Raw genomic sequence first — 23,818 nt, forward strand, 5'->3', positions numbered from 1 at the left:
TCACTTCTGAACGGATAAACAACAGTATATGCAAAGCTAACGTTATTCAAACCATTTTTTAATAATGGCATCTATCTCACCATTGTCAATCATTTCTTTTAATACTTTATTAAATTCCTCTGTTAACTTACTATCCTTTGGAAACGCAATTGCGTATCCTCCGTCTGCGTCCTCAATTGTGAATCCTTCTAAATCAGGGTTATTATCTAAATATCCTTTAGCTACTGTATCCTCAATGACCGCTGCATCAAAACGACCCGCTTTGATTTCTTGAATGATTTCAGGAATGCGGTTACGATTCTCAACAGTCATGTTTACTTCTTTAGCTAATTCCTTCGCTTTTTCTTCCTGAATCGATCCTAGCTGAACACCAACCTTTTTTCCGCTAAGGTCATTAACACTTTTAATACCGCTGCCCTTTTTTGATACGATGATATGCTTTGAGGTATAATAAGTCTCACTAAAATCTACGCTCTTTTTTCTCTCATCCGTTGCTGACATTGCTGACATGACAAAGTCTACTTGACCAGATTGAAGCGACTGAATTAAACCGCCGAAATCCATATCTTGAAATCTAACTTCATAACCTAGCTTTTCTGCAACAGCCTTGGCAATATCAGCATCAACACCGATTATTTCATCGCCTTTTGCGGTATCAATATATTCAAACGGAGCATAATCTGCCGATGTTCCCATTGTTAAAACCTTCTTATCGGATTTGTTATCTCCTGAACCATTTGTTGAATCTTTGTCGCTAGTACCGCATGCTGAAAGTAATCCAATTAATAGAATACTAACGAAAAAATAAGAAAATATTTTTTTCATATTTGTTTTCCTCCTATAATTTTCTGAAAATTAATATTTTTTAAATATATTATTAGCGATAGTCTATTAATTTTCAAGCATTTCTTCGAAATTAATAATTATTCACATAAATGTATTTTAACACACGATTATATTTATGCAATAAAAATAATAAAATATCAAATATTTTATTATTCTGATAAATTATTATTGAGTATTTTATATAAAAAAAAGCCTCGAATAAACGAGACTTTCATTATACTTAAATATCTTGACAATATTGTTCAAATGCATTTTGAAGCTTTTGAATAACAGCCATCGGTTCATGTCCCTCAATTTCATGGCGCTCAATCATCGTACATAGCTTTCCATCCTTTAATATTGCAAAGGATGGGGATGAAGGTGGATAACCAGTAAAGTAATTGCGTGCAAGAGCAGTTGCCTCTTTATCCTGACCTGCAAAAACTGTCACCAAATGATCTGGGCGCTTATCATAATGTAGTGAATGGGCTGCAGCTGGGCGAGCAATCCCACCAGCGCACCCACAAACAGAATTAACCATGACAAGTGTTGTTCCTTTTTTGTTCAGTGCTTCTTCAACCTCATCAGTTGTTTTTAATTCAGTATAGCCAGCAGCCACGATTTCTTTTCGTGCCTGATTAACAACATCATTCATAAATAAATTAAAATCCATATTCATCTGAATTATCGCTCCTCTATAATTTTAATAAGCCTTTACTACATCATACCAATTGTTCATACCCTTAATCAACGTATCAAGTTTATTAGAAAAATGAAGATGAATATTTAACTAATAACAAGTGGTACTCATACATGAAAAAGCTGCCAATAGGGCAGCCTTTTATGTCTCTTTTTCTGAATAAGCTCTGAATAAATCCTCTACTGCTGAGGTAACAGTTCGATTTCCAGAGATAACTTCATTCTCTATTTTTGGAAGGAGAGGCTTTACTTCTTTGTGATAGAAAAAGCTGAATTGCAAATGATCAACAATCATAGAGTAAAGCCATTCCTTTGTTTGCTCCCTTCTTCTTTCTTCAAACATACCCGAAGTCTTTGTTTTTACCTCAAAAGTATGGATCAAATCCCATATTTCCTGCAAACCTTCATGATAAATGGACGAGCATGTGACTGCTTTTGTTTCCCATCCTTTTGTAGCAGGCTGTAGAAAATGAAGAATTTGATTGTATTCTGACTTTGTTTTTAATGCGAGCTTTTTGTTTGAGCCGTCTGCTTTGTTCACAACAATGGCATCCGCCAGCTCCATGATCCCTTTTTTCATTCCTTGTAATTCGTCCCCTGCTCCAGTAAGAACGATAAGCATAAAAAAATCAACCATATCTCTAACGATTACTTCACTTTGTCCAACACCGACAGTTTCAACTAGAATGACATCAAAGCCAGCAGCCTCGCATAGGAGCATCGTTTCTCTCGTTTTTCTATGAACTCCGCCAAGCTTACCTGCAGATGGTGATGGCCTAATATACGCCCTCGGATTTCGCGAAAGCTGCTCCATTCTTGTTTTATCACCTAAGATACTGCCTCCGCTAATGCTAGAACTCGGATCAACAGCAAGAACGGCAACCTTTAAGCCTAAATCACATAAAAAGGTGCCAAAGGCTTCGATGAATGTGCTTTTTCCCGCACCTGGCACACCTGTTATACCAATACGAATAGCATTGCCGGAATAAGGAAGAAGCTTTTGCAAAAGGTCTTGAGCCTTACGAAAGTGATGCTCAGCGTTGCTTTCAATTAGTGTTATGGACTTGGCTAGCACTGTCCGATTTCCTTCAAGAATACCTTCAGCTAATTCATTAACATTCAATTCGGGTCTAGTTTTCTTTTGAAACTTTCTATTTTTCACAAAAGAAGTTTCATTCTTCAGCTCAACGCCTTTTCGAACGATGCTAGTAAAATCGTCAGGATTTTTCTCATCAAACCATTCAGGTTTTTTGTCTTTATCCATTTAATACTTCCTCATAACCGAGGCGGTTATATATTTCGCGAATCACTTTTTGAGCAGCAACTGGAATAACTGTACCAGGACCAAAAATGGCTGCAGCTCCATGCTCATATAAATATTGATAGTCTTGAGCTGGGATAACCCCGCCTATTACAACAAGAATATCTTCCCTTTTAAGCTTTTCAAGTTCTTCTACCAGCTGAGGAAGAAGTGTCTTGTGGCCGGCAGCAAGAGAGCTGATCCCAATGACATGGACATCATTTTCCACAGCCTGTCTTGCCGTTTCTTCTGGTGTTTGGAATAATGGACCAATATCAACATCAAAGCCTAAATCCGCAAAAGCGGTAGCAATAACCTTTGCTCCACGATCATGTCCATCCTGACCCATTTTCGCGATGAGAATTCGAGGTCTTCTACCCTCATTTTCTAAAAAGTCATCCGTCATTTGCTTAACTTCCGTAATTTCTTCTTCATTAGAGAAAGCTGAGCTGTACACTCCGCTAATAGAGCGAATGATCGCTTTATGACGATTTGCGACTTTTTCGATGGCAAAAGAAATTTCTCCTAACGTTGCGCGTACTCTCGCTGCATTAACAGAAAGCTCAAGCAGGTTTCCTACACCTGTTTCCGCTGCTTGTGTAATCTCATCTAATGCCTGTAAAACTTTCTCTTCATCACGGGAAGCTTTTAACCCTTCTAGCTTTTCAAGCTGCTTCAAGCGGACAGCTGTATTATCGATATCAAGAATTTCAATCGGCTCTTCTTGATCAAGACGATATTTATTAACTCCGATAATCGTTTCCTTTCCAGAGTCAATTTGAGCTTGTCTTCTTGCTGCTGCTTCTTCAATTCTCATTTTTGGCAGGCCTGTTTCTATTGCTTTCGCCATTCCGCCCAGGTTTTCTATTTCTTCTATATGCTCCCAAGCACGTTTGATTAATTCGTCAGTCAGTGACTCCACATAATAAGAACCTGCCCACGGGTCGATTACGTTTGTGATCCCCGTTTCTTCCTGAAGGAATAGCTGAGTATTTCGGGCGATACGTGCAGAGAAATCTGTTGGTAAGGCAATGGCTTCATCAAGAGCATTCGTATGAAGTGACTGAGTATGTCCCATTGCTGCTGCATGTGCTTCAATTAATGTACGGGTAACATTATTAAATGGATCCTGTTCTGTTAAACTCCAGCCCGATGTTTGTGAATGGGTTCTCAAAGCCATAGACTTTGAACTTTTCGGTTCGAATGTTTTCATCATTTTTGCCCAGATGAATCGGGCTGCGCGCATTTTAGCGACTTCCATAAAATAATTCATTCCAATGGCCCAGAAGAAAGAAAGTCTTGGTGCAAAAGAATCAATTTCTATTCCAGCTTTTAATCCTGTCCTTACATACTCCAAGCCATCTGCAAGCGTATAAGCAAGCTCTATGTCTGCTGGTGCCCCCGCTTCCTGCATATGGTAGCCGGAAATGCTAATACTATTGAACTTCGGCATATATTTGGATGTATATTCGAATATATCAGCGATAATTTTCATCGACATTTCTGGTGGATAAATATATGTGTTACGAACCATATACTCTTTTAAAATATCATTTTGAATCGTACCTGATAATTTTTCCTGACTGACTCCTTGTTCTTCAGCAGTAACGATATAGAAGGCCATAATAGGCAAAACCGCACCATTCATTGTCATCGAAACGGACATTTGATCTAAAGGAATTCCGTCAAAAAGTGTTTTCATGTCAAGAACTGAATCAATGGCAACACCTGCTTTTCCCACATCTCCAACAACTCTTGGATGATCGGAATCATAACCTCGATGAGTGGCAAGGTCAAATGCTACGGATAGCCCTTTTTGTCCCATGGCAAGATTACGACGGTAAAAGGCATTACTTTCTTCAGCTGTTGAAAATCCTGCATATTGACGGACCGTCCAAGGCCTATTTACATACATCGTTGGATAAGGACCTCTTGTATAAGGAGGTAGCCCTGGTATACCATCTAAATGTTGAAAGCCTTCTAAATCTTCTTCTGTATAAAGGGGTTTTAATGCGATTTTTTCATTTGTTTCAAAAAGAAGATCATCAATCGACACTTTCAAGTCTTGATCTGCGCTCTCTTTCCACGTTTCCTTATCTGACTGGTCATCTTCAAAAAGGGAAATATTTTTAAAATCAGGTTTATTAGTCATTGCTTGTCACCTCCATTTCCTTTAACAAAGAAGAAAGAATGTCGAAACAATCGCTACGGATATGAATAAATTGATCGATTCCAGCTTGCTTTAATTTCTCCTGCATTTCTTTCTCAGGACGTCCAGCTAGAGAAACTTTTACCTTTGTCAGTTCTTCTTTAATTATGCGTACAATTTCAAATGCAGCTTCCTCATATTGTTTGTCCGTACCGCAAATAACATAATGGCTAAGATTTGATTCTTTAATGAATTGAATTGCCATTTCAGGCTTTTCAATATTCTCGCTCTTCTGTGCGTGAATTCCTCCTGGAGCAAGAAATCCAGTAATAAAATCCGCTCTAGCCTTATGTGCTTTTAGATCTCCAAGGCAAATAAGACCTACTGTAGGCTTATATCCTGATTGTTCTAAGTTTTCTGCACTTATACGAAGTTTTTCAAATAGCTCAGATAGACGTAATTGCGGTATAGATGAAGTAATTAGTTTTTCTGCATTTTTTAAAGGCTTGTCATGTAAATTTGCGTAAATATTAGTACCAATAATACTTTGCTTTCGTGTAAAAATAGCTTCATTTCTTTGCTTTAACACTTCTTCGATTTGAGCATGAAGCCAGCCAGATTTTAGAGCATTTCCAATACCATCTTTTTCTTCGATTTGAAGAAATAATGCCCATGCGTTTTCCGCTAACTCATTGGTTAAGCTCTCGATATACCAAGAGCCGCCAGCAGGATCAACTACTTTTTCTAAATGAGCTTCATTTTTTAATATCAGCTGTGTATTGCGAGCGACTCGATCGGAAAATGTAGTTGGTTCCCCTTCAGGCTCATTAAATGGGCTGACATGTAGATATTGAATTCCACCTAGAACTGCTGCAAATGCTTCGTTACCAGCCCTTAGCAAATTGACATAAGGGTCATAAACCGTTTTCGTAAACGAGGATGTTTCAGCTGTAATGACCATTTTACGATCTTCTTTTTTTGCACCGTATGCTTCAGTTACCTTACTCCAAAGAAGCCTTGCAGCACGAAGCTTTGCAATCTCCATAAAAAAGTTAGCACCGATAGAAAACTTAAAAATCATTTTTGATAATATTGTTTCGAGTTTTAAACCACGATTAAGGAGCTCCTGAATATGGTGCACTGCTGTGGCTAGTGCAATTGCAAGATCTTGAACCGCGTTTCCACCAGCATTATGATAAACACTAGTATTAACTAAAATAGTCCGAAGGTTTGGCATCGTTCTGTCTGCCGATTGAATGACTTCTGCCCAATTGTCATAGATTTCACTATTTGGTGCATGACCTTGAATCGCACCTAATGTAAATGGATCTGCCGCAATATAACCAGAAATTTTGTCACGATTAGCTAGATTGGATAGTATGGAGAGAATTTGACTTTGATTGTCATTTGTTTCAACACTGAATGGGTATTTTGTATATACTTTCTCAGCTAGCGTTTTAATGTCGTTCAGTTCAATTTTATTAGCATTAAAGGCAATGGCCGTTTGTCCTTTATCAAAAGAAGACCGTAGTTTTTCTTGGAACTCTTCTCCATTTTCGATTTTTTGAGCGATTTTCCATTCTTCTGTAAGATAACCAAGGGAATTAAACCCTCTCCGAAAATCTGCTTGTCCTGGGAATTGAGATATTTTTTTGTTTTCAAGATCCTCTTTCGTATAAAGCGGTTTCAATTCAATGTTTTCAAATGTATTTGTTTTTAAGGAATTAACCGCTTTTCCTTTTAATGCTTCCTCTGCTTTTTGTGTCCAATCATCAAGTGAATATGTTCGAAATGATTCATTTACCATATCTTTTAATGTCATATTAACTGTCTAAAGCAGACAGCTTTCCCTCCCTTCATAAAGTGAAACTTCCATCAGTGGGGGTTTTTCGAAGCACAGGACGTGCTAGTGCCGACGTTGCCACAGGACGTGGCGTTCTTAGTCGGTTTTCATCCCCCACTGATGGTTAGTTGCGGCCCACAGGAAGTGGGTCACGCAGATGTTGCCACACGATGTGGCGCTTTTAGTCTGTGTTCATTTTATAGGCCTTTACGGGCAGTTGATCCCCCATTTAGGTTTCTTTGATTCTCTCGCAACCGTGTAGTGGGGATCTTACTGCCCGTTAATCTGCGATAATTACATAAGACCGTCCATTTCTATTGGAGGTTTTAGCTAGAAAAGCTTTCCACTGGAGCGGAATTATATCAAAATTCATAAAAATCATGACATTAATATTTTATTATACATATTTAAAACAAGCAATTACGGTTCTGTCTTCAATATTTAGGCACTCGAACAAGTAGAATTCTGTTTTTGTACACTTTAAAATAAGTACTGAAAAAAGGCTGCCGATTCTTTTCGGCAGCCTTTTTATTAAGAAAGTCCGTATTAATATACAGATGTATTTTCTTTTGAAGTATTTTCAAGAATTTCTTTTACGCGCTTAAGGAATTGGCCACAAATAAGACCGTCTAGTACACGATGGTCAAGTGACATACATAGGTTGACCATATCGCGGACAGCGATCATACCGTTATCCATAACAACCGGACGCTTCACAATAGATTCAACTTGAAGAATCGCTGCTTGTGGATAGTTAATGATTCCATTTGATTGAATGGAGCCAAATGAACCAGTGTTATTTACAGTGAATGTACCACCTGTCATCTCAGCTGAAGTTAACTTACCTGCACGAACCTTCCCTGCAAGCTCGCCAATCTCACGTGCAATGCCTTTGATTGTTTTTTCATCAGCATTTTTAATAACTGGTACAAATAATGCATCATCTGTCGCAACAGCGATAGAAAGATTGATATCTTTCTTCTGAACGATTTTGTCGCCAGCCCACATTGAGTTAATTTGTGGGAACTCTTTAAGTGCTTGAGCAACAGCTTTTACGAAGAATGCAAAGAAAGTAAGGTTGAAGCCCTCTTTTTTCTTGAATTCATTTTTAATGGAATTACGGTAATTAACAAGATTTGTAACATCCACTTCGATCATAGTCCAAGCGTGTGGAGCTTCATGCTTACTGCGAAGCATGTTAGCTGCAATTGCTTTACGAACACCAGAAACAGGAATTTCAATGTCACCTGATACAACTGGCACATTTGGAGCAGGTGCAGCTTGTTTTGCAGGAGCTGGAGCTGCTGCTGCTGCTGCTGCTGCCTGTGCAGGTGCAGCTGGTGCTGCAGTAGCTGCTGTTGGAATATTTCCAGACTCAATAATTTTCGTTAAATCTTTACGAGTAATACGGCCGCCGGCACCAGTACCCGCTACTTGATTTAAATCAATACCATGCTCTTGAGAAAGCTTTAATACAGCAGGTGAATAGCGAACTTTGCTGCCATCCTCTGCTACAGGGGCAGCAGTAGCTGCCGCTGTTGGTGCAGGTGCAGCACTTGCCGCAGGAGCTGCTGCTGCTGGTGTTTCTGCTTGTGGAGCTGGAGCAGCTTCTTCTGTACCGCCGCCTTCTGTTTCGATCGTAAGGATTATTGCACCAACATCATATGTTTCACCCTCAGCAGCGATTAATTCTTTAATCGTACCGGTAAAGGAAGATGGAATTTCTGAATTTACTTTATCTGTTGTTACTTCCGCAAGTGCGTCATATTTATTTACTTTATCGCCAACGGATACTAACCATCTATTAATTGTACCTTCTGTAACACTTTCCCCTAATTGAGGCATTTTAATTTGTTCGATAGCCAATGGAATTGACCTCCTTCTAACATTTGAGTGTCTTGGTGTAAAAATTTATCTAGCTAGGCGTTTCAGCATTTCTATTAATATTCAGCAAGCTCTCTAGCTGCTTTTTCTACTTTATCAGGGTTAACCATGAAGTATTTTTCCATTGTTGGAGCATATGGCATAGATGGTACATCAGGGCCTGCAAGACGCATAATTGGAGCATCAAGCTCGAATAGGCAATTTTCAGCAATAATCGCTGCAACTTCACCCATAATGCTACCTTCTTTATTATCCTCAGTTAATAGTAATACTTTACCAGTTTTTGAAGCTGCTTCAATGATCGCTTCTTTGTCAAGAGGATAGATCGTTCTTAAGTCAAGGATGTGAGCTGAAATGCCATCTTTTGCTAACTTTTCAGCAGCTTGAAGTGCGAAATGAACACAAAGTCCATAAGTAATAATTGTAATGTCTTCACCCTCACGCTTTACATCTGCTTTTCCAATTGGTAATACATAATCATCATCTGGAACTTCACCTTTAATTAAACGGTAAGCACGTTTATGTTCAAAGAAAAGTACAGGATCTTCATCGCGAATTGCTGCTTTTAATAATCCTTTAACATCATACGGTGTAGAAGGCATAACGATTTTTAAACCAGGTTGGTTAGCAAAAACTGCTTCTACAGATTGGGAATGGTATAATGCACCGTGAACTCCGCCACCATATGGTGCACGAATAACCATTGGACATGTCCAATCATTGTTTGAACGGTAACGAATTCTTGAAGCTTCAGAAATGATTTGGTTTACTGCTGGCATAATGAAATCAGCAAATTGCATTTCAGCAATTGGGCGCATGCCGTACATAGCAGCACCAATACCAACTCCGGCAATAGCAGACTCTGCAAGAGGTGTATCAAGTACACGATCTTCTCCGAACTTGTCGTATAAGCCTTGAGTAGCTTTGAATACTCCACCTTTTCTTCCAACGTCTTCACCTAAAACAAAGACCTTTGGATCTCTTTCCATCTCTTCGCGGATAGCCATAGTAACCGCATCAATATAAGAAATTACAGCCATTTTTGTTCCCCCTTACTATTCAGCATAAACGTATTTCAATGCATGTTCCGCTTCAGCATATGGTGCATTTTCAGCATATTCTGTAGCTTCATTCACTAAACTCATTATACGATCATTAATTTCCTTTTCTTTCGCATCATCCATAACTCCTGATTCTTTTAAGTAAGCACCAAAAGTAATAATGGAGTCTTTTGTTTTTGCTTCTGCCACTTCATCTGGTGAACGGTAGCTGCGGTCATCATCATCAGAAGAGTGTGGTGTTAAACGGTATGATACTGTCTCAACCAATGTTGGACCTTCACCACGACGGCCTCTATCAGCTGCTTCTTTAACAGCTTGATACACTTCAAGTGGATCATTACCATCAACAGTAATACCAGGCATACCATAACCAATTGCACGATCAGATACTTTTTCACATGCTAATTGCTTTTCAATTGGTACTGAGATTGCATATTTATTATTTTCACACATAAAGATAACAGGAAGTTTGTGAACACCAGCAAAGTTAGCTCCTTCATGGAAATCACCTTGGTTAGATGATCCTTCACCGAATGTTACAAATGTAACTAAATCTTTCTTCTCCATTTTCCCAGCTAACGCAATACCAACAGCATGTGGCACTTGTGTTGTAACTGGTGAAGAACCTGTAACAATACGGTTTTTCTTTTGACCAAAATGTCCTGGCATTTGACGGCCACCTGAGTTTGGATCTTCAGCTTTCGCAAATGCAGATAACATTAAATCTTTCGGAGTCATACCAAAAGTTAAAACTACACCCATATCACGGTAGTAAGGTAGTGCATAGTCTTTCTCAGTATCAAGTGCAAAAGCAGCACCTACTTGAGCAGCTTCTTGACCTTGACATGAAATAACGAACGGAATTTTTCCAGCACGGTTCAAAAGCCACATACGCTCGTCAATACGACGGGCTAATAGCATTGTTTCATACATTTCTAATACTTTTTCATCGCTTAAACCTAAAGCTTTATGACGATTTTTTTTAGCCATTTTATAACCTCCTAAATGAGTATGTATGGAGCCTCAAGAAGAGGCTCCTTGTATACGATTAAGAATGAATTGCTTTACCTTCAACTGCTAGAGCAGCTTCACCAATTGCTTCAGATAATGTTGGATGTGGATGGATTGTATGCGCCACTTCCCAAGGAGTTGCATCCAGAACGCGTGCAAGCCCAGCTTCTGAAATCATATCCGTTACGTGTGGTCCAATCATATGAACACCAAGAATATCATTTGTTTCTTCGTCAGCTACAATTTTCACGAAGCCATCTGATTCACCAAAAACAAGAGCTTTTCCGATTGCACGGAATGAGAATTTACCTGTTTTAACTTTAAAGCCCTTCTCTTTTGCCTCATCTTCAGTATATCCAACGCTTGCAGCTTCTGGAGCACTGTAAATACATTTTGAAACAAGTGAATAATCAATTGGTGATGGATTTTGATTAGCGATATGCTCAACTGCTACGATTCCTTCATGAGAAGCTACGTGTGCAAGCTGAAGTCCGCCAATTACATCCCCGATTGCATAAATATGAGATTCTTTCGTTTGGAAGAACTCATTCGTTACAATATAACCTTTTTCCACTTGGATATCTGTATTTTCAAGACCAATTCCTTCTGTGTTAGCTTGGCGGCCAACAGAAACAAGTATTTTTGCAGCTGTAAATTCTTTTTGCTCACCCTTAACTTCAGCAGAAATTGTTGCATTTCCTTCTGTTTGCTTAAGAGTTTCTGGAAGAACTTTAGCACTTGTAATAATATTTACGCCTTTTTTCTTCATTAAGCGTTGCATTTCCTTAGAAATTTCTTTATCTTCTGTTGGAATAATACGGTCTGCATATTCGATTACCGTAACATCTGCACCAAAGTCAGAAAGCATAGAAGCCCACTCAATTCCAATTACTCCACCACCAACAATGATGATTGAGCTAGGAATCTCTTCCATTGCAAGAGCTTCATCAGAAGTCATTACGTTTCCGCCAATAGCTAAGCCAGGTAAGCTTCTTGGGCGAGAACCTGTAGCAACGATGACATTTTTAGGAACAAGCATTGCATTGTCTTCACCGTTGTTCATTTCTACTGAAATAGTTCCAGGCATTGGAGAGAAGATAGATGGTCCTAGAATACGCCCCATCCCTTCATAAACATCGATTTTTCCTTGCTTCATTAAATGCTGAACACCTTTATGAAGTTGGTCGACTATTTTCGCTTTACGCTCTTGAACTTTGCCAAAGTTAACTGTTACATCACTTGCTGAAACACCAAATTCTTCACTGCGTTTTGTAGTAGCGTACACTTCTGCACTTCTTAGTAATGCTTTACTTGGAATACATCCTTTGTGTAAGCATGTTCCACCAAGTTTTCCTTTTTCGACTAGAGCTGTTTTTAAACCTAACTGTGAAGCACGAATGGCCGCAACATATCCACCTGTTCCTCCACCTAGTATGACTAAATCATATTCTTCTGCCACTTTATTTCCTCCTTACTGAACAGTTGCTGCAATATTTACATTACCTGGGTATTCTTTTTCATTTTCTTCTCCACGAAGAACTCGAAGTGCTCCTTCTGCAAGAGCTTGTAATTCGTTTTCTCCAGGTTGGACGATTACATCTGCAATCCAATTAATACGGTCGCTGATTTCTTTAACAAAATCTTTTCCGTATGCAAGTCCACCTGTAATGATAATAGCGTCTACTTTTCCATTAAGAACTGCACTTGCTGCACCGATTTCTTTTGCAACTTGGTATGCCATTGCTGAATACACAAGCTTCGCATTTTCATCGCCGTCTTCGATCATTTTTTCAACCTTAACAGCATCGTTTGTACCTAGGTAGCCAACAAGGCCGCCTTGTCCAACTAGCTTCTTCATCATTTCTTCACGGAAAAATTGACCGGAATAACACAATGAAACTAATTCACCAACTGGAACTGTACCAGCACGTTCTGGGCTGAAAGGGCCTTCTCCGTGTAAACCATTATTTACATCAATAACTTTTCCCTTTAGGTGGGCACCAACTGTAATACCTCCACCCATATGAGTAATAATTAAGTTTAATTCTTCATATTTTTTGCCTAATTCTTTTGCTACTCTTCTTGCTACAGCTTTTTGATTTAAAGCATGAAAAATACTTTTTCTTTCAATTAGAGAAAAACCGGAAATGCGTGCAATTGGAGCTAATTCGTCAACAACTACTGGGTCAACGATATATGATGGGATATTTAATGCAGTAGCAATTTCATATGCTAAAATTCCACCAAGATTTGATGCATGCTGTCCTGCAAAACCTTCTCTTAGATCCTTTAGCATGACATCATTTACTGCATATGTTCCGCCTTCAATCGGTCTTAATAAGCCGCCTCGTCCGCATACGGCGCTTAGTTTAGAAACATTAAATCCTTCTTTATCTAATGTTTCAAGGATGACCTTTTTACGGAATTCGTACTGATCAATAATGTTCTCGAATGAGTTGATGACATCTGTATCGTGGCGTAATGTTTTTTCTAAAATAGAAATATCATTATCGAAAACTCCAATTTTCGTTGAAGTTGAACCTGGGTTGATAACGAGAATTCGATGGTCTTGTTCTAGCACAATTAAACCTCCATTTGAAAAGCGATTTTGCTCACCAAATTAGATGAAACATCTAATTCGGTGAGCTATTACTAGGTTATACATTACTTCTATATAGATTAAGTCACTGAATGCTCAGTACTTATTATTTAGCTATTATTTACGACGGCTTAAAATATGGTGGCCGTTTTGAAGGAATTGGCTGCGAGAATTACGCATTCTTTCAATTCTTTCTTCTACCATACGGTCAGCTGCAACATATGTTGGGACATTATCGCGTTTTGAAATTTCAATAACTTTTTCAATGCTTTGATAAAGTCCTTCAACTTTTTTCATTGCACGCTCAGCATTATATCCGTATAGTTCATCAGCTACGTTAATAACACCACCAGCATTGATTACATAATCTGGTGCGTAAACAATTCCCATTTCATGGATTACATCACCATGACGCTCTTCTTTTAATTGGTTGTTAGCTGATCCAGCAATTACTTTTGCTTTAAATTGTGGAATTGTTTCATCATTAACAGTTGCACCAAGAGCACATGGAGCATAGATATCACATTCAACGCCATAAATTTCATCTGGATCAACAGCTTTTGCACCGAAATCATTTACTGCACGTTGAACAGCTTCTTTATTAATATCAGTTACGATTAATTGTGCGCCTTCTTCATGTAAATGTTTGCATAGGTGATATGCTACGTTCCCTACACCTTGTACAGCTATAACTTTACCTTCTAGTGAATCTGTACCAAATGCAGCTTTAGCAGCAGCTTTCATACCAACGTACACACCGTAAGCTGTAACAGGAGATGGATTACCTGAAGAACCGAATGCTGGTGAAATACCAGTTACATAATCAGTTTCTTCGTGGATTAGATCCATATCAGCAACAGTTGTACCAACATCTTCTGCTGTAATATAGCGTCCGTTTAAGCCTTGGATGTAACGGCCAAATGCACGGAACATTTCTTCATTTTTATCCTTCTTAGGATCGCCGATGATAACTGTTTTACCGCCACCAAGGTTAAGACCAGCAGCTGCATTTTTATAAGTCATACCTTTTGCAAGACGTAATGCATCCTCAATAGCTGCCTCTTCAGAAGCATAAGTCCACATACGAGTACCACCTAATGCTGGTCCTAATGTAGTATCATGGATTGCAATAATTGCTTTTAAACCAGATGTTTTGTCTTGACAAAAAACTACTTGCTCATAATCATATTTTTCTAGATATTTGAAGATTTCCATTTGAATATTCCTCCTAAGATTTCATCTTTTATAAAAACTGGCTATGTAGCCAATTATTTAGCAGAACAAATTGCTAATGCTAAAGAATATAGTTTGCTTTCTGCAGAATCAGCTCTTGATGTTAGTACAATTGGTGCTTTTGCACCTGCAATAACAGCTCCAACTTTTGCTTTTGCAAAATAAATTAACGATTTATAAAGTACATTACCAACTTCAATCGTTGGAACTAATAAAATGTCAGCTTGTCCAGCGACTTCGCTTTTAATTCCTTTATGCTCAGCAGCAATTTGAGACACGGCATTATCTAAAGCAAGGGGTCCATCAACAATACAATTCGTTATTTGACCACGCTTATTCATCACAGACAATGCTGCAGCATCGAGGGTCGCCTGCATAGCAGGATTTACTACCTCAACAGCTGCTATCGGAGCTACAAGTGGTTTATCAATGCCAATACTTCTTGCAATTCCGACAGAATTCTTGATAATTTGTGCTTTTTGATCTAAATCTGGCGCAATGTTCATTGCTGCATCAGTAACAATTGTGTACCGGTCATAGCCTGGCACCTCAAAAACAGCTACGTGGGATAAAACACTTCCAGCTCTCAAACCATATTCTTTGTTTAAAACAGCCTTTAATATGGTAGCAGTCGGAACATTCCCCTTCATTAACACATTTGCTTCATTCAACTTAACTGCTTTTACAGCATGCTCAGCAGCCGAACTGCTTGAGTTCGTATGAATGATTTGAATTTTGTCACTTGAAGCAAGATTACCGTGCTCTTCTAATATTTGAAGAATTTTTTCTTTATCTCCAAACAATAAGAACTTTGCCAAGTTCCGTTTTACTGCCTCAGAAACGGCTTCTATGACTTCATGATCTTCTGCGGCAGCAACTGCTACAGTTTTTTCTTCATATTGGGTTGCTCTCTGTATAAGCGAATCCAATTCCATATGTCTGTCTCAACCCCTTTTCAAAACGTGTTGCAACACTACACTGTTTTAAATGCAAGAAGTGTGCCAAGTTGAATATCTAATGAAAACGCTTTTTTTTATAAATGACACATGAAAAAAATTGCGTAACATGAAAATTATTGCACGCTATTATTTGCAATTCCGTATTTTTCGAGTTTATAGTATAAATTTCTTACAGATAAACCAAGTGACTTTGCCGTAACGGTTTTATTACCATCTGTTTTTTCTAACATTTGTAAAATCATTCTTTTTTCATACTTTTCGACATGTTGAGCTAATGTTTGTCCTTGTTCAATATTCGTTAAGATTTGATCGTTTTGTGTATGACTCTCTTTCTTTACTAATTCTGGTACATGATGATCATTTAAAACATTTTCATTATAGCTCATAAAAATAATAGCTCTGCCCAGAATATTATCTAATTCCCTTACATTCCCTGGCCAATCATACATCATTAATTTCTTCAATGCTGTTTCAGAGATACTCTCAACATTCCGCCCATATTCTTGATTAATTTTCTGAATAAGTCGGCTGCATAGTAAAGGAATGTCTTCCTTTCTTTTTCTAAGTGGAGGGATGTGAATTGGCATCCTATTTAACCGATAATATAAGTCTTCCCTAAAAGTCCCGTTTGCAATTCCCTTTTCTAAATTTACATTTGTTGCAGCTATTACCCTTACATTTATCTGAGTCGGCTTTGTCCCACCAACGCGGGTAATTTCTTTTTCCTGCAGGACCCTTAATAGTTTTGCCTGAGTATTTGCAGATAACTCGCCAATTTCATCTAAAAAAATACTTCCATTATTCGCTTCTTCAAAAAGTCCTCTTTTGCCTCCCCTTTTCGCACCTGAAAAGGCTCCTTCTTCGTATCCAAAAAGCTCACTCTCTAGCAATGACTCTGATAAGGCTGCACAATTTACTCGAATAAATTTGTTATATTTTCGATCACTGCCATTATGAATGGCATGAGCAAAAAGCTCTTTACCTGTTCCTGATTCCCCTCTAAGCAATACTGTTGCAGGGGTTTTTGCACCTAATCGTGCTTGTTCAATGGCAATCGTCATTTCCTCTGACATTCCAATTATATCTTCAAACGAGTATTTTGCTTCTAGATTTCGAATGATTTGCCTTGCTCGATTTAATTCTCTATTCAATGTTTCAATTTCTGAAACATCGTGAATAACTCCGACACTTCCCTTTATTTTTCCATCAACTATGACGGGCGCAACGTTTACGACGACTTCTTTTTTCTTTGGACCTACACGCATAGCCACTCCTCTTACTGCCCTACGCGTTTGCAGAACCTTCATATGCACACTCTCACCTTCTGATATATCAGCGGTTGCTGGCATTCCTATCACTTCTTCCTCTGATAGACCAGTGATTCTAGAGTAGGCAGGATTAATTAGAAGACCTCTACCGTTTTCATCAACTACAGAAATGGCTTCGTCACTTGATTGGATAATAGCTTGAAGCATTGTTTGAATTTCTTTTAAATTGGTGATCTCCTCAGCAAGATTCATTACTTCTGTCATATCTCGAAAAACAGAAAACGCCCCAATAAGTTCCCCATTTTCACCAATCATTGGAATTCTTGTCGTAATGACCTTTAATCCATTATCTAAAATAAGCTCCTGATTTGCCTCAATCCTCCTTGTTTCTAACACCCTAGGTAAATTACTTTTAGATATCACATCAAGGATATGCCTTCCAAGTGCTTCCTGTCTTATTATTCCGATCATCTTTTCAGCACTTTTATTAATTAGAATAATTTCGAAATCCTTATTGATCCCAATCATTCCGTCGCCCGTTGAGTTAAAAATTAAATCATGCTTAAATTTTTCATTTTGAATACGTGAAATTAACTCCTCTTTTTCCTCAATAAGCTTAGCTATTAAAAATGCTACACTTCCTGGAATTAAGACTGAATTTTTACTTTTTTCTTCCCTAAGCTCAATAAAAACATCTTGATTTCCAGTTACCTCTATAATGATATCAATGTCATTGTTAATAAATTTCCTCCAGTCTGTTCCTGTTGGAATATCATCTTCCTTTGCCATTAATATGCCAGATGCATCCGGATTACTGTCGACAACAGCAATCACTTTTAACATTGCTGTCTCTTTCATAATTCTTAAGATCGCTGTACCACCTTTACCTGCACCAACAATCATCACTGTTTGCATATGTTGTATACCTCTTTTGTTTGAAATTTATTTCATGAATTTTCTATCTTTTATGCAAATTATTTCATATAGTCATATTTTATACATAATTATATAGCTTGACAAATTTCCTTATTGATTTATTATTTTTTATGAATGCAATATTATTGAACGAAGGGAATCTCCAATGGTTAGAATTATTGCTTTACTTATATTATTAATACCCGGTTTTTTGGCTGCATATGGAATAAAATTAATGAGGGATATGGTGTTTGGAAATTTACTTAGTCCATTTCCATTCTTATGGCTTCAATTTCTAACTGGGCTTCTTCTATTTCTAACTGGGCTTGGCTTTGTGGCTGGCTTTATCCTTTACCGTGATCGAAAAAGAAATAAAGTACAAGTACGTTTTCAAAGAAAATAAAAAAGCGTGGCGAAAATAAAATGCACCTTTAATAAAGGTCTTTTAAAAAACGCCATGCTTTTTTTATTCAATATAAATATAGCCACTTATTTAACAATACTGCTCCCTGATTTTTATTGCTTTTACAGGATCGTCCGTTATAAACGCTGAACATCCTGCAGAAAATAATCGGTGCATCGTGTTTTCTTTATTTACTGTATAAGGCCTAACAGCGATTCCATATTCCATAGAAGCCTTAATTAATTCCGTTTTTGCAATTGTATATTTTGGATGGATGCTCTTTGCTCCAATTGATTCCGCATAAATCCACGGCATATAAAGACCTTCTGAAAACAATGGAGCCGTCTCTATTTCAGGAGCCATTCTGTAACAATTTACAATACTATAATGGTTAAATGAAGATAGAACAACACGATCAGTCATATTATAAGCACGAATTAGAGCTATCACCTTTTCCTCCATGCCTTCATATGGAAAAATACCATTTTTTAATTCGATATTACAAATAATATGGTTCGTTTTCATCCATTCTAAAACTTCATATAAAGAAGGAATGGGTTCTTTTTTTAGAAATGTTTTTTTTGGATAACTCGCATCTAGCTTTCTTAACTCATTAAATGTAAAATCTTTTACGAAACCCTTTCCATTCGTTGTCCTATCTACTTTTTCATCATGGATGACTACGATTTCACCATCCTTTGTTAGTTGAACGTCTAGTTCGATTCCATCGGAACCAGCGTATTCAGCTTCTTTAAAAGCTTTCATAGTGTTTTCAGGGAAAAGGTGTGAGTATCCCCTATGCGCAAAAATAAGTGTCATAAGATCAATCCCTTATTATGAATTGGAGGAAAAAAATGATGAAACCTTTACAAATTTCACCAGATACAGCCATAAAGCTTGCAGAAAAATTAAAGCTTCCTATTGAGCAAATCATGCATATGCCTCAGCATATTTTGCTTCAAAAGATGATGGAGCTAGATAAAAAAGAAAAACAAGAGTAAAAACCATTAGAAAAACTTGGCGTTCACCAAGTCCTTTTTGGCGAATACCTTAGTTTTTCTTATGCGGTCTTATTGGCAGATATTTAATTGAAAACACACTTTACTTTAGTACGTTAATAAGCTTAACTTTCCTATCAGCTAAAAAAGCGCTCCCAATTAGAGAACGCTGATTATGAGATATTGATTAAAATAATTTCTAATAATTTCTAACTCTTTCAAGAAGCTTTATGTTCCAACCTTAATTTATCAGCGACCATCGCAATAAATTCACTATTCGTTGGCTTTGCTTTTGACATACTTACCGTATATCCAAATAATGATGAGATCGAATCAATATTTCCTCTGCTCCAAGCAACTTCGATAGCATGTCGAATTGCACGTTCAACTCGGCTTGCAGTTGTATTGTATTTCTTTGCAATATCAGGATATAAAACCTTTGTGATCGAACCAAGAAGCTCGATATCGTTGTATACCATGGAAATTGCTTCACGAAGATACATATAGCCTTTAATATGTGCAGGGACGCCAATTTCATGAATAATACTCGTAATGCTTGCATCGAGATTTTTTGGTTTTGATTCCACTTGAGGACGATAATTTGAGGTTGTAGACTTCCTCATGACCGGATTAGATTTTCCACTTACTTGTCGAATGTGGTTAGCAAGATTCTCCATATCAAATGGTTTTAAAATAAAATATGATGCTCCTAAATCAACAGCTTTCTTTGTAACATCCTCCTGTCCAAAAGCTGTTAGCATAATTACATTCGGCAGGTGTGTCTTTTTCATATCGCGCATTTTACCAAGAACAGCAAGGCCATCTAAATGAGGCATAATAATATCCAACACAAGGACGTCTGGATCTTCGTGCTCTAAAATGTCCAAGCACTCCTGTCCATTATGCCCAACCCCTATTATCTCCATATCATCCTGGGATGATATATATTCCTCTAAAAGCCCGACTAGCTCTCTATTGTCATCGACTACACAAACTTTAATCTTCTTCACGGATACTTCCTCCTCAGGTCCATTGTGTTCTCTTTACCATCTATTTTTATTCTAAATGAGAAATTCGACAACGCAACTGAAAATCCTTTAGTTTTTTTAAATTTTCTCAAAAATAGGATAAAATCCTTAATATTCTCTTATTTTCTCTGTTATTCGACTTTTTCCGCTAATAATTATTAATACTCCAACCTATTTGTCGAAAAATCTTTACTATATGATATCATATTCATCTCATTAATGTTAGCACTTCCCTGTTGATCTGCATGCATTTAGCGATCGAGGGCGGTCCGGAAGCCTCCTCGTCGAAGAGCGCTCCTGCGTGGTCTCCCTTTGACTCGCTTCTCCCGCAGGACGTTGAAATAATCTCCCCCGAATAAACACCGCACAAAGGAAATGCGAATGCATTTTCGAGGATCTCGCGCCTGCAGCGAGAATCAACAACAAAATAGCATTATCAAACTGAACTTTGAACTTTGACACAGCCAAAAAAAGAAATCGACAAAATGCCGATTTCTTTTAATTGCATATTAGACCTTATGAGGCTTTTTCTCTTTGTTTTTCATAAATATCTATTCCAGCTTCATTTAACATCCATTCAATGTGAACGCCATAGCCTGAAGTTGGATCATTAACAAAGACATGTGTGACCGCACCAATTACCTTGTCATTTTGAATAATCGGACTGCCACTCATTCCTTGGACTATTCCTCCTGTTTTTGCTAAAAGCTTCGGATCTGTCACCTTTATGACCATTCCTTTTGTAGCAGGAAATTTTTGAGGAATTGTGCTGACAATTTCAATATCAAAAAGATTAACTTTATCATCATCTACCACTGTCAAAATTTGTGCCGGGCCTTCTTTTACTTGATGTGATAAAGCAATCGGCATGGGCTTATCAAGTATGCCATTTTTCAGGTTTTGATTTAGCTCACCAAAAATTCCAAAGGGGCTATTTCTAACAATATTTCCGATTACCTCTTTGTCTTCAGAAAAACGCGCAAGCTTTTCTCCTGGATTTCCATTACTCCCTTTTTCAATTGAAGTAACGGTTGAGCGAACGATTTGTCCATCTTCCACAACAATTGGTTTTTTTGTATCCATGTCTGATATGACGTGACCTAATGCGCCATACTTTCTTGACTCAGGATGATAAAATGTCATTGTACCAATTCCTGCCGCAGAATCTCTAATATACAACCCTAGCTTATAGGAGCCCTCAGTCTTCTCTCTGAGGGGTGTTAATTTTGTTGTAAAATAATTATTTTCACGATTGACGACTATATTGAGGGGATTACCAGCTTTCCCCGCCTCTTGTACAAACGGAGCAACATCTGACATTTTTTCTATTTTTTTACCATTTATTTCTGTAATAATATCTCCTATTTTTATACCTGCAATTTCTCCAGGTGATGATTTACCATTAATTGTATTTATTTGATGGTGGCCTACTACTAACACACCTATTGTATTTAGTTTTACTCCAATCGACTGCCCACCTGGTATAACTTTAAAATCCTTTAACACATTAACATCGACTTTTTTAATGGGAAAACCCGCTAATTCTAAAAACATTTCATTTTCCCCGCGTTTTTTCGCATTTAGGGACACGGAATCATTGTCTTGTTTAAGTGCAATACTTGAATTATCTGAAGACATCTTTGCTGTTACCATTTCTACTTTAGCTAAGTTAAACTGCTGACCTTCAAAAAGTGTAATGGATGTCGGAATTTCTATATATTCTTTAAAAGGCTTGGAAAAACCAATTGCAATTAATGAAACAAGGAGAATTCCACCAATTATTTTTCTTAAAGCTTCTATTGTCAAAACTTTCACTCTCCTCGCTTCTAATCCACTAACGTCAAATGGCTACACCTTTAATTTTGCCTTCAAAGCGAGCATTTATAACCGATTTGGTGATAAAAAAAGCTATCCTTCTTTGGATAGCTTTTCAAGTATTTTATTTGATCACTTTTGAAGCTTTAACCTGTTCGCAAGCTGAAGAAGTTCTTTAGCATGCTCTTTTGTTAAATCGGTAATTTCAACACCAGATATCATCCTGCCAATTTCTTTTATTTTTTCAACTTCATTCAAAGGCTTGACAGATGTTTTAGTCCTTCCATCTTTAATATTTTTTGCGATAAACAAATGGGTATCAGCCATTGCTGCAACTTGCGGTAAATGAGAAATACATAACACTTGAGAATCAACTGCTACATGATGAATTTTTTCAGCAATCGCCTGTGCAACTCTTCCGCTAACACCGGTATCTACTTCATCAAAAATGATAGAAGTAACCCCTTGATGCTTTGAAAAAATACTCTTTAATGCAAGCATAATTCTCGAAAGCTCTCCTCCGGAAGCAATTTTAGATAGAGGCTTTAATGGTTCGCCTGGATTTGTTGAAAGGTAGAATTCAACTCGGTCGATTCCACTTCTCATAAAGTTATCAGAATCCGTGTGAAACATTACTTCAAATACTGTCTTCTCCATATATAGTTCTTTTAATTCTTTATGGATTAAATTTGTTAAATTCTGGGCTGAAACTTTTCTTGATTTACTTAATTCCTCAGCCTCAATTCGCAGGTCCTTTTTAAGTGAGGATATTTCTTTCTCAAGCTTATCAATATGCGTTTCTTTATTTTGCAAAGTTTCGATTTCTTCCTCAATTTTTGATGCATATTCAAGGATTTCAACAATTGATTTTCCGTATTTTCGTTTTAACTGTTGGATTTCATTTAAACGGTCATCAATGTTGGCCAGCCTTTCTGGATCATATTCAAGAAAATCAAGTTTGTTTCGTAATATACTAGCTGCATCCTCAAGTTGATAAAAACAATTTGATACATTTTCTGCAAGGTCTTTATAGGATTGATCAAGTCCGGCCGCTTCCTCTAAATGACCCATAACTAAGCCAATCCAATCCAGTCCTCTTTGTTCCCCTTGAAGGCCTGAATAGCCTGACTGCAAAGAATCAAATATACGTTCAAAATTACTCAGCTTTCTTTTCTCTTCAAACAGCTCTTCATCTTCATTTAGTTTTAAATTTGCCTTTTGAATTTCATCGTATTGAAATTGAATTAAATCCAGACGATGCGCCATTAATTGATCATTTTCACTTAAGCTTTTTAAGTTTTTCAATTTTTGTTCATAGGATTGAAAAACTTGCTGGTATCCTAAAAGGGCAGTTGAAATCTTTGCACCACCAAATTGATCAAGTAAACTAATATGCATCGTATCATCCATTAGTTCCTGATGCTCGTGCTGTCCATGAATATCAATAAGCGAACTGCCAACCTCTCTCAAAATCGATATGGTCACAAGCTTTCCATTTATCCTGCAAATGCTTTTTCCAGACTTTAAAATATCTCTTCTTAGTACAACCATTCCATCCTCAAGCTCTATACCAAATTCATTTGCTTTTTTGTAAACAGGATGGTTTGTGTCGTCTACTTGAAAAAGCCCTTCAATTTCTGCCTTTTCCTCGCCATGTCTAATAAATTCAACTGAACCTCTGCCACCGACCAGTAAATGAATAGCATCAATGATAATTGATTTCCCTGCACCTGTTTCCCCACTTAATACAGTTAAACCTTTATCGAACGATATAGAAAGGGCTTCAATAATAGCAAAATTTCTAATTGAAAGTTCATTTAGCAAAATA

At 37.5% G+C, this 23,818-nt stretch carries 19 protein-coding genes; 2 read left to right on the forward strand and 17 right to left on the reverse strand.

Annotated elements, in window-relative coordinates; translation table 11 throughout:
* Window positions 1-42: 42 nt before the first annotated feature.
* The 13 genes from FSZ17_RS15585 to FSZ17_RS15645 all read right to left on the reverse strand — a co-directional run bounded on the left by FSZ17_RS15585 (window position 43) and on the right by FSZ17_RS15645 (window position 17,746).
* A complete protein-coding gene (locus FSZ17_RS15585) occupies window positions 43-825 on the reverse strand; it encodes a transporter substrate-binding domain-containing protein (RefSeq protein ID WP_057771474.1) in 783 nt (260 codons plus the stop codon).
* 241 nt (window positions 826-1,066) lie between these two features.
* Window positions 1,067-1,504, reverse strand: a complete 438-nt coding sequence (locus FSZ17_RS15590; protein ID WP_057771475.1) for a BrxA/BrxB family bacilliredoxin — start codon at window positions 1,502-1,504, stop codon at window positions 1,067-1,069.
* Window positions 1,505-1,666: 162 nt separating this feature from the next.
* A complete protein-coding gene (gene meaB, locus FSZ17_RS15595; protein ID WP_057771476.1) occupies window positions 1,667-2,788 on the reverse strand; it encodes a methylmalonyl Co-A mutase-associated GTPase MeaB in 1,122 nt (373 codons plus the stop codon).
* Window positions 2,781-4,976 (reverse strand): methylmalonyl-CoA mutase, encoded by a 2,196-nt coding sequence (gene scpA, locus FSZ17_RS15600; RefSeq protein WP_057771477.1) that lies wholly within the window; start codon window positions 4,974-4,976, stop codon window positions 2,781-2,783. Before scpA ends, meaB begins: the two co-directional genes overlap by 8 nt.
* Window positions 4,969-6,795, reverse strand: a complete 1,827-nt coding sequence (locus FSZ17_RS15605) for a methylmalonyl-CoA mutase subunit beta (RefSeq protein WP_057771478.1) — start codon at window positions 6,793-6,795, stop codon at window positions 4,969-4,971. The genes scpA and FSZ17_RS15605 overlap by 8 nt, the downstream gene beginning before the upstream one ends.
* A gap of 567 nt (window positions 6,796-7,362) precedes the next feature.
* Window positions 7,363-8,682, reverse strand: a complete 1,320-nt coding sequence (locus FSZ17_RS15610; RefSeq protein WP_057771479.1) for a dihydrolipoamide acetyltransferase family protein — start codon at window positions 8,680-8,682, stop codon at window positions 7,363-7,365.
* Between the two features lie 74 nt (window positions 8,683-8,756).
* The gene (locus FSZ17_RS15615; RefSeq protein ID WP_057771480.1) at window positions 8,757-9,740 is read right to left on the reverse strand and encodes an alpha-ketoacid dehydrogenase subunit beta; all 984 of its coding nucleotides are present in this window, start codon (window positions 9,738-9,740) and stop codon (window positions 8,757-8,759) included.
* Window positions 9,741-9,755: 15 nt separating this feature from the next.
* Complete coding sequence (locus tag FSZ17_RS15620) at window positions 9,756-10,751, reverse strand: thiamine pyrophosphate-dependent dehydrogenase E1 component subunit alpha (protein ID WP_057771481.1); 996 nt, start codon at window positions 10,749-10,751, stop codon at window positions 9,756-9,758.
* A gap of 58 nt (window positions 10,752-10,809) precedes the next feature.
* Complete coding sequence (lpdA, locus tag FSZ17_RS15625) at window positions 10,810-12,231, reverse strand: dihydrolipoyl dehydrogenase (RefSeq protein WP_057771482.1); 1,422 nt, start codon at window positions 12,229-12,231, stop codon at window positions 10,810-10,812.
* A gap of 12 nt (window positions 12,232-12,243) precedes the next feature.
* Complete coding sequence (gene buk / locus FSZ17_RS15630) at window positions 12,244-13,353, reverse strand: butyrate kinase (RefSeq protein ID WP_057771483.1); 1,110 nt, start codon at window positions 13,351-13,353, stop codon at window positions 12,244-12,246.
* A 135-nt stretch (window positions 13,354-13,488) separates the two neighbouring features.
* Entirely contained in the window at window positions 13,489-14,586 is a 1,098-nt protein-coding gene (gene bcd / locus FSZ17_RS15635; protein WP_057771484.1) for a branched-chain amino acid dehydrogenase, read from the reverse strand.
* A gap of 53 nt (window positions 14,587-14,639) precedes the next feature.
* Window positions 14,640-15,539: a phosphate butyryltransferase gene (gene yqiS / locus FSZ17_RS15640; RefSeq protein WP_057771485.1), complete on the reverse strand. Its 900-nt coding sequence runs from the start codon at window positions 15,537-15,539 to the stop codon at window positions 14,640-14,642.
* 137 nt (window positions 15,540-15,676) lie between these two features.
* A complete protein-coding gene (locus tag FSZ17_RS15645) occupies window positions 15,677-17,746 on the reverse strand; it encodes a sigma-54 interaction domain-containing protein (protein WP_057771486.1) in 2,070 nt (689 codons plus the stop codon).
* A 166-nt stretch (window positions 17,747-17,912) separates the two neighbouring features.
* On the opposite strand from FSZ17_RS15645, the gene FSZ17_RS15650 reads away from it, so the two are divergent.
* Complete coding sequence (locus FSZ17_RS15650; protein WP_057771487.1) at window positions 17,913-18,149, forward strand: DUF2627 domain-containing protein; 237 nt, start codon at window positions 17,913-17,915, stop codon at window positions 18,147-18,149.
* Window positions 18,150-18,239: 90 nt separating this feature from the next.
* Here FSZ17_RS15650 and FSZ17_RS15655 read toward each other — a convergent pair whose 3' ends face one another.
* Window positions 18,240-18,968 (reverse strand): glycerophosphodiester phosphodiesterase, encoded by a 729-nt coding sequence (locus FSZ17_RS15655; protein ID WP_057771488.1) that lies wholly within the window; start codon window positions 18,966-18,968, stop codon window positions 18,240-18,242.
* 38 nt (window positions 18,969-19,006) lie between these two features.
* Between FSZ17_RS15655 and FSZ17_RS15660 the strand changes: the two genes are divergently transcribed.
* Window positions 19,007-19,150 carry a YycC family protein gene (locus FSZ17_RS15660; protein WP_082625237.1) on the forward strand — a complete coding sequence of 48 codons (144 nt, stop codon included), beginning with the start codon at window positions 19,007-19,009 and terminating at the stop codon, window positions 19,148-19,150.
* Between the two features lie 215 nt (window positions 19,151-19,365).
* Here the strand turns inward: FSZ17_RS15660 and spo0A are convergent, their stop codons facing one another.
* The 3 genes from spo0A to recN form a co-directional block, all read right to left on the reverse strand.
* Complete coding sequence (spo0A, locus tag FSZ17_RS15665; RefSeq protein ID WP_057771489.1) at window positions 19,366-20,157, reverse strand: sporulation transcription factor Spo0A; 792 nt, start codon at window positions 20,155-20,157, stop codon at window positions 19,366-19,368.
* A 534-nt stretch (window positions 20,158-20,691) separates the two neighbouring features.
* Window positions 20,692-21,981 (reverse strand): SpoIVB peptidase, encoded by a 1,290-nt coding sequence (gene spoIVB / locus FSZ17_RS15670; RefSeq protein ID WP_057771490.1) that lies wholly within the window; start codon window positions 21,979-21,981, stop codon window positions 20,692-20,694.
* Window positions 21,982-22,122: 141 nt separating this feature from the next.
* Complete coding sequence (gene recN, locus FSZ17_RS15675; RefSeq protein ID WP_057771491.1) at window positions 22,123-23,814, reverse strand: DNA repair protein RecN; 1,692 nt, start codon at window positions 23,812-23,814, stop codon at window positions 22,123-22,125.
* Window positions 23,815-23,818: the final 4 nt, after the last annotated feature.

The organism is Cytobacillus dafuensis (genome assembly GCF_007995155.1).
GTDB lineage: Bacteria > Bacillota > Bacilli > Bacillales > Cytobacillaceae > Cytobacillus > Cytobacillus dafuensis.

Coding starts and splice junctions, on each gene's coding strand:
- FSZ17_RS15660 (WP_082625237.1), top strand. CDS start 19,007: ATGAAACCTTTACAAATTTCACCAGATACAGCCATAAAGCTTGCAGAA.
- FSZ17_RS15605 (WP_057771478.1), bottom strand. CDS start 6,795: ATGACATTAAAAGATATGGTAAATGAATCATTTCGAACATATTCACTT.
- FSZ17_RS15650 (WP_057771487.1), top strand. CDS start 17,913: ATGGTTAGAATTATTGCTTTACTTATATTATTAATACCCGGTTTTTTG.
- FSZ17_RS15655 (WP_057771488.1), bottom strand. CDS start 18,968: ATGACACTTATTTTTGCGCATAGGGGATACTCACACCTTTTCCCTGAA.
- scpA (WP_057771477.1), bottom strand. CDS start 4,976: ATGACTAATAAACCTGATTTTAAAAATATTTCCCTTTTTGAAGATGAC.
- meaB (WP_057771476.1), bottom strand. CDS start 2,788: ATGGATAAAGACAAAAAACCTGAATGGTTTGATGAGAAAAATCCTGAC.
- FSZ17_RS15590 (WP_057771475.1), bottom strand. CDS start 1,504: ATGAATATGGATTTTAATTTATTTATGAATGATGTTGTTAATCAGGCA.
- FSZ17_RS15585 (WP_057771474.1), bottom strand. CDS start 825: ATGAAAAAAATATTTTCTTATTTTTTCGTTAGTATTCTATTAATTGGA.
- FSZ17_RS15645 (WP_057771486.1), bottom strand. CDS start 17,746: ATGCAAACAGTGATGATTGTTGGTGCAGGTAAAGGTGGTACAGCGATC.
- bcd (WP_057771484.1), bottom strand. CDS start 14,586: ATGGAAATCTTCAAATATCTAGAAAAATATGATTATGAGCAAGTAGTT.
- FSZ17_RS15615 (WP_057771480.1), bottom strand. CDS start 9,740: ATGGCTGTAATTTCTTATATTGATGCGGTTACTATGGCTATCCGCGAA.
- yqiS (WP_057771485.1), bottom strand. CDS start 15,539: ATGGAATTGGATTCGCTTATACAGAGAGCAACCCAATATGAAGAAAAA.
- FSZ17_RS15620 (WP_057771481.1), bottom strand. CDS start 10,751: ATGGCTAAAAAAAATCGTCATAAAGCTTTAGGTTTAAGCGATGAAAAA.